Genomic DNA, 14382 nt, shown 5'->3' with positions numbered 1-14382 from the left:
ATAATTTGTTATGTGAAACTCCGAGCAGAGATTCCTGCAATGTAAATGCACCACAGAAAAGATTCAAAGTGAATTGGGCTACCATATTACCGATTTTGAATGAAATTGGTATTATTAAGAAAATGAAAATTTTATTGTTATCTATCAATTTCTAAATAATCGATTATTAGATCTAAATAATTTTTATAAGCTAAAGATTATATTAAAGTATTAAAAATTAGGAGTGAAATTAATGAAAATTGCTGTTGCTGGTACAGGTTATGTAGGTCTGGTTACTGCCGTTTGTCTTGCGGAAAATGGTAATACGGTAACTTGTGTTGATATAAATGAAGAAAAAGTGAAACTGTTAAATAGTGGAGTATCCCCAATTTATGAACCTCAATTGGAGGAGTTAATGTGGAAAAATAGTGAAAAGATTACGTTTGTCACTGAATATATAGAGGCTTACAAAGATGCTGATGTAATAATAATTGCTGTTGGGACCCCTGAAAGAAAAGATGGCTCTGCTAATCTCCAGTATATCAATGAGGTTGCTAAACAGATTGCTAATACTGTAATTAAAGATTGTGTAGTAGCAATTAAATCTACAGTTCCTATTGGAACTAATGATAAAATTGAAAAAATAATAAAAGAAAATTTACAATATAACGTTAATGTAGATGTAGTTTCCAATCCGGAATTTCTTGCTCAAGGATCGGCTGTAAAAGATACTCTAGAAGCAACAAGGATTGTTCTTGGTGTAGAGTCAGAAAATGCAGAGAAGATAATGAGAGAAGTATATAAAAATTTCAATATTCCTTTTGTAATTACTAATCGAAACAGCGCAGAAATGATAAAATATGCTGCTAATGATTTTTTAGCTTTAAAGGTATCTTATATAAATGAAATTGCAAATTTATGTGAGATTGTTGGAGCTAACATAGAAGATGTTTCTAAAGGAATGGGAATGGATCCTAGAATAGGTGACAAATTTTTAAATGCAGGCATCGGTTATGGTGGGTCTTGTTTCCCAAAAGACACCAAAGCTTTACATTGGCTTGCCAATTATAATGATTATGAAATCAAAACAATTAAAGCAACAATTGACGTAAATGAAAACCAAAAAATAAAATTAATTAAAAAGGCAAGAAAGTATTTTAATAGTTTTAATGGACTCACGGTAGCAGTTCTAGGGCTAACATTTAAACCAGGAACTGATGATTTAAGGGAAGCACCTTCGCTTACAAATATTCCAATCCTGCTTGAAGATGGGGCAAAGATTAATGTTTGGGATCCAGTTGGAATGGATAATTTTAAAAAAGTATTTACCGATAGTGTAAGCTACAGCTCTTCAATTGAAGAAGCTATAACAAATGCTGATGTTTGCTTTATTTTTACTGAATGGTCCGAAATTAAAAAATTCGAAATTGAAAAATATGCGAAATTAATGAACAGGCCTTTAGTTATTGATGGTAGAAATTGTTATGATGTTGAAAAAGTAAAGAATACAGAGATAATTTATGAATCTATAGGGAGAAAAGCAACAGTAGGTATTAAAGAAACTGAAAAAGTTCACTAAAAAATATAATACTTTCTTTTAGTTTGTATAAAAAAAACAAATGCTCTGTAGAAATTACGGAGCGTTTTTTTTTACAATAAATAAGAGTTTATCATTAAAAAGTGAAAGATATGTACTAAAATTATAATGATAACGTGATTAGAAGGAAGTTTTAAAAACAGAAGGAAATTTTAATAAAAGTAATTAAATGATAAAGGAACTTAATCTTGTGAATCTGTAAGGATAACTTTGTATTAAAGTATATTCTACTTGCTAATACCTACTATATTAAAAATGAAAGTGCTAAAATACCCTATTTTTGTAAAGATGGTGGCTCTATTATAGAAAATTATATTGGATTTTGGATATGCAATACAATTTGAGAAAAGTGTTACTATAGGTGAACTTGTGGAATAACTTAAAGAAAAATTAAGCGATATTTGGGAAGGGTTAATTATCATATGAAAAGTAAGTGGATATTCCCCATTCTACTCATTTTATGGGCGATGCTGATCTTCTTTTTTTCCACGCAGACGTATGAGGAGCAAAGCGTTACCCCTTTTTTAGCGCAGTTCAATACGCCGTATTGGTATGATAAGCTAAGTGGCATTTCATTCATGTATGGAGGAGTTGAGGTGAGTGCTCATACTGCTGGAGTGAGTGGTTTTGTGGAGTTTTTCATTCGGAAGGGTGCCCATCTTTTTATCTTTTTTGTGTTTGGTTTATTGACGTTGGGTGTTTGGCGGAGTTTTGTGAAGAATCCTATTCTTTCGTTTTCAGGGGCTCTTGTATGTGTCCTTTTTTATGCAAGTGCTGACGAACTTCATCAAAAACTAACGGGTGGCCGTACCCCTTTATGGCAGGATGTCATGCTGGACACGTTTGGCGGTTTGCTAGGAATCTTCTGTTTTCTTTTCTTTTATCGGAGAAGGCGTCATAGAATCTAAGAAATCTTTTTCGGTACATATACGTAAGGAGCATGTCTAACAACATGCTTCTTTTTTATGGTTTCCCCCTATATATAAATGAATGATAACCTGTGAGGGTGATGAGGGTGAGGAGACAAAGTAAGATTCCAATAGGAGTATTGGCGGCAATTCTCATGGTTTTAGTTGCAGAAGCCTGTATCATTTTTCTTTTTCCCAGCGGATCAAAAAGCGTAGTTGAAGATTTTTATGAGTATGAAAGTGAAGCGGAGTTTGGGAAGTTCTGGGAATTGTTAAGTTCTGAAATGAAGCAGTGGTTTCCGAATCGGGCAGATTATGTGCAAAATCGGTCACGTGTATTTTTACAGCATATGGAAGTGCAGACCTTTCAGTATGATGTAGGCCAATTTAAGAAAGTGAAGAACTGGAGGCTGGATAAGGATGGGAGGCAGCATAAAACGGCCTATGAAATTCCAGTTACACAGGTCTTCAATTCTCGCTTTGGGATGTTTACATGCCGTGAAAGAATAAGGCGAATGGCGTTTGTTATGGGATCATCAGTTTGAATAGACTCCTCTCCTTTTTCAGGCTCAAGTTCGTTTTATTGAAAAGGGAGAGGCGATGCTCTCGTGTAGCGATGATAAGATCTACTTCTCATGAAACATATTTCATTCTTGAACGATCACTGATGGCTTTAAGAATAAACATTTTGTCCTGTGTGCTTAGCATAGCCCAGCTGCCTGCTTTGATTTTCATGTAAATCCGCTCCTTTTGTTTAGGATTATTTATTATAGTTGATGAATGGTGGTTGATGGAATTCCGGGTCCATAGAATAATAGGTCAAGTGATTTAAAGGGGCAAGGGGAAGATGGAATTTTCAGCTCATATTAGATTATACCGTCTTTTCATGCCTAATAAACAACAAAAATTCCAACAAATCTCTACAATTGGTGTTCGTTTTTTGTCAGAATATTGGACGGGGAAAATGAAAAAGCTGTCAGGATGCGGGTCCGGACAGCTCTTTCATTTTTTCTTATTTGATGGATAATTGTTCTTTTAATTCGGATTGAACCTTTTCTTTTTGTTCATCCGACACAATATTATAGTAGACTCCATCGATTTTCGTTCCATTTCCTGGAATGGTTGCTTGGGTTATGCTTTTGCTTGCGTCCCTGTAGTTCTTTTGGATGTCCATCATGTCATCAAACGTCAAATTCGTCTGGATATTTTTACTTAATGCTGCGAATACATCATCGTATTTCGTCAATGATGAAAGGCTAGCGCCTTCCTTGATGACAGCCTCGATGATGGAACGTTGTCTGGATTGACGGCCATAATCACCATTCGGATCTTCATATCTCATTCGCGAATATTTAAGTGCATCTTCCCCATTTAGATTAATGCTTCCCTTTGCAAAATGGACGCCTTCATAGGTGAAGTCCAAATCGTTTTGGACAGTCACGCCGCCGACTGCGTCAACGATATCCTTAAAGCCTTCCATATTGATCTTCATATAATAGTCGATCGGGATATCCAGGAAATTCTCAACGGTATCCATGGACATTTTCGCTCCGCCGAAGGCAAATGCGTGGTTAATTTTATCCTGTGTACCATGACCGACAATCTCGGTCCGTGTATCACGCGGAATGCTTAGCATTTTGACCGATTTCTTTTGTGGATTGACTGTCAAGACGATCATAGTATCTGAACGGCCTTTGTCGCCATCACGTTCATCGACACCGAGCATGAGCATAGAGAATGGCTCCTGATCTGATAGTGCAAGGTCTTTGGTTCGTTTATCCGTGGTACGGTCTATTGGTGTATGCATCGTGTCAACGGTTTTTGTCAGTGAATTCCATACGGAGTAGGCAAAGGCTCCGCCTGCTAATATAAAAAGTAGGACAATTATACCAACTACCTTCAGCCATGTCCGTTTCTTTTTCTTCTTTTTTTCATGTCTCATATTTTACTTCCTTCCTCAATTTGTAACCACTTCATCCATTATATTTAATTTCAATATAAAATAATAGTATATTTTACTATTTTATAATACCTTTGACATATTTTGGTGTAACTGTGTACTATGTAACTAGAACAATTTTGAAGGGGTTGGGAAGTTGATTTCATTTAAAGGTTTAGTGCAAAAGGAGTGGTTGATCGGGAAAGCCACGCTTCTGTGGTTGTTGGTTGCGCAAGTTGGCTTTGTGTTCATTTCTTTTTTAGCATCCAAGTTTTTGGAAGTTGCAGGTCTTTTTTATATGTGTACATGGGTGATCTTGTTCTTACAGCCATTTATTATGTTCTCTTTGATTTTTGGATGTTTGAATTACGAGGGGAAGACGCAATTGTGGATTCACAATCCCCAGTCTGCAGCGATGTTGCTTGGAAGTAAATTAGTGTCAAGTGTGCTGTTTCAAGTGGTTTCCATTTTATTTGCCAGCTGTTTGGTTTTTGTGGCTTTTAAGGTTCCGACCAGTTATTTTCAGCAAGACTTTCAGGTGGGGAATATTACGGAATTAGGTAGCCTGTTACAGTTAGGAGGGGCTATGACGGCGGTTAGTATTGTCATAGCTGTGCTTATGATGTTTTTATGGGTAGTGTATCATGCACTCGCAAGGATTCAACTTATTAAAAATATTCGTTGGCTGTTAGTGTCTCTTCTGTTTATAGGAATGGTTTTGTTGAAAAATTGGGTTGGTCATACAATGGTATATCGGAACCTGGATGATATATGGGCTGTACCGGCTTTTAGCGGTTCGTCGTTTAGCTTGTCTCAAGCCAAGTTGGAGGTTTATATAGAAGGCGGGGGAAATATTTCGCTTTTGACAAGCGGGTTGGATGTTATTGGGTTAGTGATATTGTTCCTCGCTTCTTGTTGGCTGTTGGACCGAAAGATTGAGGTGTAAAGGATGTCAGAGGATTTTCATGCATCAAAGCCGATTTATTTACAGGTTGTGGATCGAATTTGTTATTCAATTGTACGGGGTGAAATAAAGAGTGGGGATAAATTGCCATCGGTCCGCGAAATGGCTGTCGAAATGGGTGTCAATCCGAATACGATACAGCGTACTTATAGCGAGATTGAGAGGGATGGAATTGTGGAGACGAGAAGGGGGCAAGGTACATTCGTTAAAAATGATCCGGCGCTGATTGCTTCACTGCGTACCCGGATTCAAACGGAAGTTATTGAGACATTCGTTGAGAACATGAAAGAAATTGGCTTGTCGAGAGAAGAAATGCTGACAGCGGTACAGCAATTTCTGAAGAAGCAGGGGGATGCGGAATGAAAGTTGAGCTGCATGATGTAACGAAAAGGTATGGAAGCATTGCTGCCCTTGATGGTGTATCACTCACGTTTGAAGTGGGGAAGATTTATGGGGTGTTGGGAGCCAATGGTAGCGGTAAGTCAACATTGCTCAAACTGATTGCGGGTCTTGCGAAACCGGATCATGGTGAGGTGACGGTCGCTGGGATGCCGGTAAGCAGGAGGACAGCTTCAGTTGTTTCTTATCTGACAGAGCTTGATTTTTTCTATCCCAATTTTACGGCAGGTCAGTATATTGAATTTCATGCATCGCAGTTTGCTGATTTTAATCGGGATAAGGCAATTGAAATGCTGGCATTCATGCAATTGGATGACAGGAAGAAGGTCCGTACGATGTCGAAAGGTAATCGGGGAAGGCTTAAATTAGTGCTAGCCCTTTCTCGGGAGGCACCGGTCGTATTATTGGATGAACCATTCTCAGGGCTGGACGTTATGGTCAGGGAGTCGATTGTACGGTGCTTGCTGTCTTCTATCGATTTTGAAAGGCAAATGGTTATTATGGCGACTCATGAAATTGAGGAGATCGAGAACATCCTTGATGAGGTCATTCTGATTAAGGATGGCGAGATCATTTCCAAGGAAAATGTCGAGGACCTTCGCGAAAGTAGTGGGAAATCGGTGGTCGGTTGGCTAAAGGGACATCATAGCTAGTATGAAGGGAAAAATGTAAAGTAGCTTCGATTCCGAGGCTATTTTTTTGTTTGCAAGGAGAAAAAACTTTAATCTAATTAAATTGACCAGGTAAAATTGAATCGCCAAATATTTATCAGAGAATGTAGTTTTACCTTAAAATGGGTGATAAGCAAAGTCCCTATTAGAAAGAAGACGCATATATATGCAGTACGGATATCCCTAAAGAATAAATAAATAAATCTTGGAGGTTAAAAAATAAATGGAATATTCAACTGAAAGTTCATCGTACGAAAGTAATTCAACGGAAAGCTCATCGTACGAGAGTGATTCAACGGAAAGCTCATCGTACGAGAGTGATTCAACGGAAAGCTCATCGTACGAGAGTGATTCAACGGAAAGCTCATCGTACGAGAGTGATTCAACGGAAAGCTCGTCGTGCGAGAGTGGTTCAACGGAAAGCTCATCGTGCGAGAGTGATTCAACGGAAAGCTCATCGTACGAAAGTAGTTCAACGGAAAGCTCATCATCAGATGAAAGTAGTTCAACGGAAAGCTCATCATCAGATGAAAGTAGCTCAACGGAAAGCTCATCATCAGATGAAAGTAGCTCAATGGAAATTTCAGCAGATGAAGGCATTTCAAATGAAATCCTTTCCGAAGAAATTGGTACAAATGAACTCACCGCAGAAGATAATGATTCTATAGAAAATTCAGATGAGGGTGAAGAGAATGGCAGTCCTCGTCGTGTGAATATATTTAAGAAAATGTGGCTGGAAAATATGATTAAAGCATCGAAGGGTATCTATAAAGAAGAAGATTGACCACACAGGTACAGCAACCAAAAAGTTGTTGTGCCTTCTTATGAAAGTGGACATGCCGCTAGCAATCGTAATTGACATATCCGCTTACTGGATACGAGGAAACCTAATTTTTCTGCGGCTAAAAGTGCGCGGATTGCAGTCTGCAATAATCTAAGATTAAATGCTGTAAAAGTTATCGGGCTAGAATCAAATATTGAAATGTTGTTTCTGCCCTTGATGCGGACTGATTCCCGGGGGAAATTGGCCAAGTAAGGCGATTCAAAGGGAATTTAGCCTAAGCGTTCCGGTTTTTAACTAAGAAAGGTCTAGCCGGATCGTTTGGCTGGCAGGTGTACATACAAACCAATAAACTGGTCGTGCTCAAATTAGTTATGCATCCGCAGAATATTGGAATGAGTAATACGGTTGATGAATGCTCATGGGGAGGCGGTCTTTGTCCATCTGAGGAATATTAAAAGTTTTCATTTCCCACAATAAAAAAACTCCGGATCTGAAGTGATCCGGAGTTATTTCTTTTTCTCGATATTTTCATAGACCGAGGCAAGGGCTTGTTCAAATTTTCCGCTCTTTTTAGGTTTGTAATATTTTTTGCTGCGCAGTTTGTCCGGTAAGTATTGCTGCTTCACCCAGCCATTCTCGTAGTCATGCGGATAAAGGTAGCCGATGCCGCGTCCGAGGTCAGTGGCGCCTTTGTAATGGGCATCCTTGAGATGATCTGGTACATCTCCACTATGGCCGCTTCGAATGTCGGATAGAGCTGCATCAATCGCGACAATGGCCGTATTCGATTTCGGTGATAGGCATAACTCGACCACTGAGTTGGCAAGTGGAATCCGGGCTTCAGGAAACCCAAGTCGTTCAGCGGCTTCGACGGCAGCGAGTGCCCTGGGACCAGCCTGGGGATTGGCAAGACCTATGTCTTCGTAGGCAATGACCACCATGCGGCGGGCAATGCTGACAAGATCACCGGCTTCGACCAATCGCCCCAAATAATGAAGGGCTGCATTCACATCACTTCCGCGAATTGATTTTTGGAAAGCCGACAGAACATCATAATGGGCATCTCCGTCCTTGTCATGTGAGAAGCTTTTTTTCTGCATGCATTCCTCGGCAATTTGCAGATCTATATGAATCGTTCCGGACTCATCGGTTTCGGTGGAAATGACGGCGAGTTCAAGAGCGTTAAGGGCACTGCGGACATCTCCGTTCGAAGCAGTCGCGAAATGGGTTAGGGCATCAAGGGTGACATCGGTTTTATACGCACCAAGTCCCCGTTCTTCATCATGAAGTGCCCGTTCCAGAGCTTTGGTTATATCATTGGTTTCCAATGATTTGAGCTCGAAAATCTGGCACCGGCTTCTGATGGCCGGATTGATTGCATGATAGGGATTGCTGGTCGTTGCACCGATCAAGGTGATCATCCCGTTTTCAAGATAAGGCAATAGGAAATCCTGCTTCGCCTTATCGAGTCGATGAACCTCATCAAGCAGCAGAATCACTTTCCCGGACATCTTAGCCTCGGCTGCCACGATTTCCATATCCTTTTTATTATTGGTCACCGCGTTCAGCGTCCGGAAAGCAAACTTCGTGCTTCCGGCAATCGCACTTGCAATCGATGTCTTGCCAATTCCCGGCGGACCATACAAAATCATGGAAGAAAGCTGCTTGGCTTTCACCATCCTTGCGATAATTTTTCCTTCACCGACCAGATGCTCCTGCCCGATGATCTCATCAATCGACCGAGGCCGCATCCGGAAAGCAAGCGGTTTAATATTCATTGCGCACCTCTCCTTTTTATATAAGGTATCACAACTGATGGGGGAAATGCGCTGATTATGCTGTAAAAGAGGGCGAATTCCTAATATAGTAGTCCGTTTGGGGATTTAATTTGTGCCATCGTTCGATAAATCGACCTACGAGCACGCTAATTCGTCCTACCAAGGGATATATCGACCTACCGGGGGAATAATCCGACCTAAAAAGAATTAATGCGACCTACCAGCAGAATAATCCGGCCTATCCTTCTAAGAGAGAATCTAATAGATAAACTCTGCCTCTAGTATGGCCGGAATGATTCAGTTTCAGTGAAAGTAATAGTTTTTTTGCACTGGATGGGGATTGGAGTTGGACGAAGTTTCGAAATTCGCTGTTTGTAATGGTAGGTTTAACGAGGTATAGATAATCATAAAGTGCCGAAATGTGAGCATCAAGGGAAATATCCAAACAGGTACGGCAAATCCACTTTTTTGATTTCCGCTCCATGGTAAATGCAGAACACTTGTGGCAGAATATTCCGGTTTGGAGGGCGGTAATCGGAATTCTGTAATTCTCTAGCGGTTTAGGAATATAAGGGATGTGTCCATCGAGCAATAGATTCGATAACCGTTTCATTGCTCTAGTAGAAAGGACCGCTTCGCCATACTTGTAATTTAATTCTTCAATTTTAAGAAGAATACGATCCTTTCTTATTACTTTTCTATTAATATCCTTATTCACGGCCCGAATGATCGTTGAAGTATTGGCACTGACAACGAGGGTTTCAACTGGAAGGTTGTTTGTTCTTTTTGTTTTTAACCAGTCTAACAAGTGCTGGCGCTGCCGGCTCACTTGCAATATGGGATCATCAAAAGCTTCGGTATTTCCATCTGTATTAGTACGGATAAGTTGATTGAAGGCATCGTCGAAAAAGATTTCACCAGCCATGTTTTTGACTTCAAGGATTAAGAGGAAAGAGGATGTGAGAATGAGGATGTCCATTTGGAAGGGAAAAGGTGATCCGATTAGACGGAGGTCATGAAAGAGTAGATACTCCTTTTCAGGAAGTGCTATAAGAGATTGGAAGACTCTGTATTCACCGTTGTATCCTGCCTTGATATTCTTGATATCTGCATTTATTGCAGGTTGCCTCGCATGTCCAGGAGGTAAGCGTCTCATCAGGGCTTCGAGCATGTCTATCTTTAAAGGCATCTTGCGGTTTTTAATGATCATGATAACCACTCCTTATAGATTTAAGTGAAGTATTCTCGGTTAATAAAGTGATTTCCTGTATTTTAGTGAAAATAAATGTGGCATGGAACGAACTTTTATATAAATCGACCTAGCACCCAATAATCCGGCCGTTCAAGCGAAAAATTTGACCTAGCGCCCAATAATCCAGCCGTCCAAGCGAAAAAATCGACCTATCCACACAATAATCCGGCCGTCCGAGCGAAAGATTCGACCTATCCTCACAATAATCCGGCCGTCCGAGCGAAAAATTTGACCTATCTCACAATAATCCGGCCGTCCGAGCGAAAGATTCGACCTTACCCCACAATAATCCGGCCGTTCAAGCGAAAGATTCGACCTATCCCCACTATCCGACTGTCCGTAGAAATATCCGTCCTAACCCAAAATTCGGTCTACACCGGAAAAAATCTGTCATCCGATCGGTTACATTTCATTCTTTTTTTGCATTATCCTACCTTTCCAATTAGGATAATTTGACAAATGGAGGGCGGGTGAATGCATTTCCGGCGGGAATATGCTATAATTTCATAAGAATTTAGAAACGGATAAATAATTTGAGGTGTATATGTATGAAGATATCTACTAAAGGCCGTTATGGTTTAACGATTATGATCGAGCTTGCTAAACATTATGGAGAAGGCCCGAAAAGTTTGAAATCGATTGCCCAGACGCATAATTTGTCGGAGCATTATTTGGAGCAGTTGATTGCGCCGCTTCGTAATGCAGGGTTGGTGAAGAGTGTCCGCGGTGCTTATGGCGGGTATGTCTTGTCTAAAGATCCTCAGGAGATCACTTCGGGTGATGTCATCCGCGTATTGGAAGGGCCGATTACTCCGGTTGAAGGAATTGAGGATGAAGAGCCGGTTAAGCGCCAGCTTTGGATCCGGATTCGCGATGCTGTGAAGGATGTATTGGATAATACGACGCTTATGGATTTGGCTAGCTACAAGGATACGGGTGAAATCGATTCTTATATGTACTATATTTAAGTGATTAGCAATGCGCCTATTATGTAGGCGCTTGCGTTTTTTTAATGGAGGCGACAAAAAAGTGGACAGAATATATTTAGATCATGCTGCGACTTCACCGATGCATCCGAATGTGATCGATAGGATGATGGTAGTCATGAGCCATGACTTTGGCAATCCGTCGAGCATTCATGCTTTCGGGCGGGAGGCGCGCCATGTTTTGGATGAGGCGCGTTCGAGTATTGCTACGAGCATAGGTGCCGGGCGGAATGAAATCATTTTCACGAGCGGTGGAACCGAGGCGGATAATACGGCGATCATTGGTGTTGCCAATGCTTATAAAGAAAAGGGAAAGCACATCATCACGACGGAGATTGAGCATCATGCGGTCTTGCATACGTGCCAATTCCTTGAGAAGTCTGGCTTTGAAGTCACATATTTACCTGTGAATGAAGCGGGGCTTATTTCAATTGCCGATTTAAAGGCTGCATTGCGGGACGATACGATTTTGGTTTCGGTCATGTTCGGCAATAACGAGGTTGGCACGATCCAGCCGATTGCTGAAATTGGACAGCTGCTCAAGGGGCATCCAGCCATTTTCCATACGGACGCGGTCCAGGCATATGGTTTGATCCGTATTGACGTTCGTGAGCTGGGGGTGGATTTGCTTAGTGTATCAGCGCACAAAATCAACGGTCCCAAAGGAATCGGCTTTCTATATATGCGTGAAGGTTTGAAGCTGAATCCGCATTTATATGGCGGGGAACAAGAACGCAAACGCCGTGCAGGTACGGAGAGTGTGCCGGCAATTGCCGGTTTTTCAGAAGCTGTTTTACTTGCACAAAGCACGATGGAAGAGAAAACGGAGCAATACAAGCGATTTAAAGACGTATTGCTTGCTGTCTTTGATGAGGCGGATGTACAATATGAAATTAACGGATCTATGGAACAGTCGCTGCCACATGTGCTGAATGTTAGTTTTCCAGGTACGAATGTGGAATCTATGCTCGTCAATATGGACTTGGCAGGTGTTGCGGTATCGAGCGGATCCGCTTGTACAGCGGGGTCAATCGATCCGTCGCATGTACTTGTGGCGATGTTCGGGAAAGATTCGGAGCGGACGAAGAATTCGATTCGTTTCAGCTTCGGTTTGAACAACACGGAAGAGGACGTCAGGCAGGCAGCTGAAACCACCGTTAAAATCGTTAAAAGATTAGTGGGAAGATAATTCCTTCTTTAAATAAATGAGGTGACAGAATGAATAAAGCACCAAAGGACACCCGCGTTGTCGTGGGCATGTCAGGAGGCGTGGATTCTTCTGTGTCAGCCCTGCTATTGAAGAATCAAGGCTATGATGTGGTCGGGATTTTCATGAAGAACTGGGATGATACAGATGAAAACGGAGTTTGTACGGCAACGGAAGATTACAATGATGTAATTGCCGTATGTAATCAAATCGGCATCCCTTATTATGCGGTCAATTTCGAAAAGCAATATTGGGATAAAGTTTTCACTTATTTCTTGGATGAGTATAAAGCGGGCCGCACTCCGAATCCGGATGTAATGTGCAATAAGGAAATCAAGTTCAAGGCCTTTCTTGAACATGCGGTAAGTCTTGGTGCTGACTATGTGGCTACAGGTCATTACGCACAGGTTGAATACCGGGATGGCGAATACAAAATGCTTCGCGGCATCGATAATAATAAGGATCAAACGTACTTCTTGAATCAACTTACTCAAGAACAATTGGAAAAAGTCATGTTTCCGCTTGGACATATTGATAAGAAGGAAGTCCGTGAGATTGCGAAAGAAGCGGGTCTTGCTACGGCAACGAAAAAAGATTCTACAGGCATCTGTTTTATCGGTGAACGCAATTTCAAAGAGTTTTTAAGCAATTACCTTCCAGCTCAGCCAGGAGATATGGTCACGATGGATGGCAAGGTCATGGGCAAGCATGACGGATTGATGTATTACACCATCGGTCAGCGTCACGGTCTGGGGATTGGCGGCAGCGGCGATCCTTGGTTTGTTGCGGGTAAAGACTTGAAACGCAATGTTTTATATGTGTGTCAAGGGTTTGATAATGATGTGCTGTATTCTAATTCGCTTCGTGCAGTGAATGTTAGCTGGGTAGCGGAACATATACCTGCGGATGAATTTACAGGTACGGCAAAGTTCAGGTATCGTCAAGAGGATAGCGGTGTTAAGGTGAAGGTCTTGGAAAATGGTGATGTCGAAGTCATCTTTGACGAGCCAGTCCGCGCGATCACACCTGGACAAGCAGTCGTATTCTATGATGGTGAAGTGTGCCTTGGTGGCGGTACGATTGATGAAGTATTTAAAAAAGGTGAAAAACTGACTTACGTAGGGTAAAATAAGCATGTCCCCAGCTGTGTTTGCGGTTGGGGACTTCTTTTGGATTGCGGGTGTGCTGTCTGAATTCGACTACTGTTATGCTATACTTTTTAATATAAAAATGGAGTGTGAAATGATAATGGATAAGAATCAACAAGGAATTGAGTTAATGCAGCAAGGGAAATACGAAGAAGCGGCGAAAGTTTTTAATGAGGCGATCGAGGAAAATCCGAATGAGCCTGTTGCCTACATAAATTTCGGGAATGTATTGACTGCCGTTGGTGAAACGGATAAAGCGGTCAAGTTTTACAGAAAGGCGATTGAGCTGGATGAAAATGCAGCTGCGGCTTATTATTCATTAGGTAACTTATACTATGAATCCGATTCTAAATTAGTCGAAGCGAAGGATATGTTTGAAAAGGCAATCCGCTTGGGACTGGAGAACAGCGATGCTTACTTCATGCTTGGATTGACATTGATGGCGTTGGATCAACCGAAGTTGGCGATGCCTTATTTACAGAGAACGGTGGAGCTGAGCCCAGAGGACGTTGACGCGAGATTCCAATATGCACTATGTCTTGCCAATGCGGAATTATACGATGAATTGATCAATCAACTGAATTTAGTTGTGGAGCAGGATCCGGGACATGCCGATGCTTATTATAATTTAGGTGTTGCGTTTGCCGGGTATCGTGAAGATGCGCAAGCAGCGATCGCTTATTTTGATAAGGCTTTGGAAGCACAGCCTGACCATATGCTTGCTGCACACGGTAAGAAACTGATGGAAGAAATGAATGCTGAGTAAATAG

The 14382-nt window shown here is 41.2% G+C and carries 15 protein-coding genes; 11 read left to right on the top strand and 4 right to left on the bottom strand.

Features of this window, described 5'->3' with window-relative positions:
* Nucleotides 1–232 precede the first annotated feature (232 nt).
* The 3 genes from ABIE66_RS18910 to ABIE66_RS18900 all read left to right on the top strand — a co-directional run bounded on the left by ABIE66_RS18910 (nucleotide 233) and on the right by ABIE66_RS18900 (nucleotide 3029).
* On the top strand, nucleotides 233–1558 hold the full coding sequence (locus tag ABIE66_RS18910; protein ID WP_370015918.1) for a UDP-glucose dehydrogenase family protein: 1326 nt from the start codon (nucleotides 233–235) through the stop codon (nucleotides 1556–1558).
* Nucleotides 1559–1998: 440 nt separating this feature from the next.
* On the top strand, nucleotides 1999–2484 hold the full coding sequence (locus ABIE66_RS18905; RefSeq protein ID WP_370015917.1) for a VanZ family protein: 486 nt from the start codon (nucleotides 1999–2001) through the stop codon (nucleotides 2482–2484).
* A 107-nt stretch (nucleotides 2485–2591) separates the two neighbouring features.
* Nucleotides 2592–3029 carry a hypothetical protein gene (locus ABIE66_RS18900; RefSeq protein ID WP_370015916.1) on the top strand — a complete coding sequence of 146 codons (438 nt, stop codon included), beginning with the start codon at nucleotides 2592–2594 and terminating at the stop codon, nucleotides 3027–3029.
* A gap of 467 nt (nucleotides 3030–3496) precedes the next feature.
* Here ABIE66_RS18900 and tagU read toward each other — a convergent pair whose 3' ends face one another.
* The gene (tagU, locus tag ABIE66_RS18895) at nucleotides 3497–4426 is read right to left on the bottom strand and encodes a polyisoprenyl-teichoic acid--peptidoglycan teichoic acid transferase TagU (RefSeq protein ID WP_289315569.1); all 930 of its coding nucleotides are present in this window, start codon (nucleotides 4424–4426) and stop codon (nucleotides 3497–3499) included.
* Between the two features lie 154 nt (nucleotides 4427–4580).
* Here tagU and ABIE66_RS18890 point away from each other — a divergent pair, with 154 nt between their 5' ends.
* Genes ABIE66_RS18890 through ABIE66_RS18880 form a run of 3 tightly spaced genes read left to right on the top strand, consistent with a single transcriptional unit; the run spans nucleotide 4581 to nucleotide 6439 of the window.
* Complete coding sequence (locus tag ABIE66_RS18890; RefSeq protein ID WP_370015914.1) at nucleotides 4581–5369, top strand: hypothetical protein; 789 nt, start codon at nucleotides 4581–4583, stop codon at nucleotides 5367–5369.
* Nucleotides 5370–5372: 3 nt separating this feature from the next.
* A complete protein-coding gene (locus ABIE66_RS18885) occupies nucleotides 5373–5750 on the top strand; it encodes a GntR family transcriptional regulator (RefSeq protein ID WP_370015912.1) in 378 nt (125 codons plus the stop codon).
* Nucleotides 5747–6439 (top strand): ABC transporter ATP-binding protein, encoded by a 693-nt coding sequence (locus ABIE66_RS18880; RefSeq protein WP_370015911.1) that lies wholly within the window; start codon nucleotides 5747–5749, stop codon nucleotides 6437–6439. The genes ABIE66_RS18885 and ABIE66_RS18880 overlap by 4 nt, the downstream gene beginning before the upstream one ends.
* A 201-nt stretch (nucleotides 6440–6640) precedes the next feature.
* Here ABIE66_RS18880 and ABIE66_RS18875 read toward each other — a convergent pair whose 3' ends face one another.
* Nucleotides 6641–7057 carry a hypothetical protein gene (locus ABIE66_RS18875; protein WP_370015909.1) on the bottom strand — a complete coding sequence of 139 codons (417 nt, stop codon included), beginning with the start codon at nucleotides 7055–7057 and terminating at the stop codon, nucleotides 6641–6643.
* Between ABIE66_RS18875 and ABIE66_RS18870 the strand changes: the two genes are divergently transcribed.
* On the top strand, nucleotides 7032–7241 hold the full coding sequence (locus tag ABIE66_RS18870) for a hypothetical protein (RefSeq protein ID WP_370015907.1): 210 nt from the start codon (nucleotides 7032–7034) through the stop codon (nucleotides 7239–7241). The two genes, ABIE66_RS18875 and ABIE66_RS18870, sit on opposite strands and share 26 nt — an antisense overlap.
* A 506-nt stretch (nucleotides 7242–7747) precedes the next feature.
* Here the strand turns inward: ABIE66_RS18870 and ABIE66_RS18865 are convergent.
* Both ABIE66_RS18865 and ABIE66_RS18860 read right to left on the bottom strand, forming a co-directional pair.
* Nucleotides 7748–9019, bottom strand: coding sequence for a replication-associated recombination protein A (locus ABIE66_RS18865; protein ID WP_370015905.1), 1272 nt, complete (start codon nucleotides 9017–9019; stop codon nucleotides 7748–7750).
* Between the two features lie 238 nt (nucleotides 9020–9257).
* Nucleotides 9258–10229, bottom strand: coding sequence for a nuclease-related domain-containing protein (locus tag ABIE66_RS18860; RefSeq protein WP_370015903.1), 972 nt, complete (start codon nucleotides 10227–10229; stop codon nucleotides 9258–9260).
* A gap of 590 nt (nucleotides 10230–10819) precedes the next feature.
* Between ABIE66_RS18860 and cymR the strand changes: the two genes are divergently transcribed.
* The 4 genes from cymR (at nucleotide 10820) to ABIE66_RS18840 (ending at nucleotide 14378) form a co-directional block, all read left to right on the top strand.
* Entirely contained in the window at nucleotides 10820–11239 is a 420-nt protein-coding gene (gene cymR / locus ABIE66_RS18855; RefSeq protein ID WP_034308657.1) for a cysteine metabolism transcriptional regulator CymR, read from the top strand.
* A 61-nt stretch (nucleotides 11240–11300) separates the two neighbouring features.
* A complete protein-coding gene (locus tag ABIE66_RS18850; RefSeq protein ID WP_370015901.1) occupies nucleotides 11301–12446 on the top strand; it encodes a cysteine desulfurase family protein in 1146 nt (381 codons plus the stop codon).
* A gap of 29 nt (nucleotides 12447–12475) precedes the next feature.
* Nucleotides 12476–13591 (top strand): tRNA 2-thiouridine(34) synthase MnmA, encoded by a 1116-nt coding sequence (mnmA, locus tag ABIE66_RS18845; RefSeq protein WP_370015899.1) that lies wholly within the window; start codon nucleotides 12476–12478, stop codon nucleotides 13589–13591.
* Nucleotides 13592–13712: 121 nt separating this feature from the next.
* Complete coding sequence (locus ABIE66_RS18840; RefSeq protein ID WP_370017085.1) at nucleotides 13713–14378, top strand: tetratricopeptide repeat protein; 666 nt, start codon at nucleotides 13713–13715, stop codon at nucleotides 14376–14378.
* The last annotated feature ends 4 nt before the right edge of the window (nucleotides 14379–14382 follow it).

Source organism: Peribacillus sp. B2I2, from assembly GCF_041261685.1.
GTDB lineage: Bacteria > Bacillota > Bacilli > Bacillales > DSM-1321 > Peribacillus.
The sequence above is the reverse complement of the archived record's forward strand: the minus strand, read 5'-3'. Positions and strand labels throughout refer to the sequence as shown.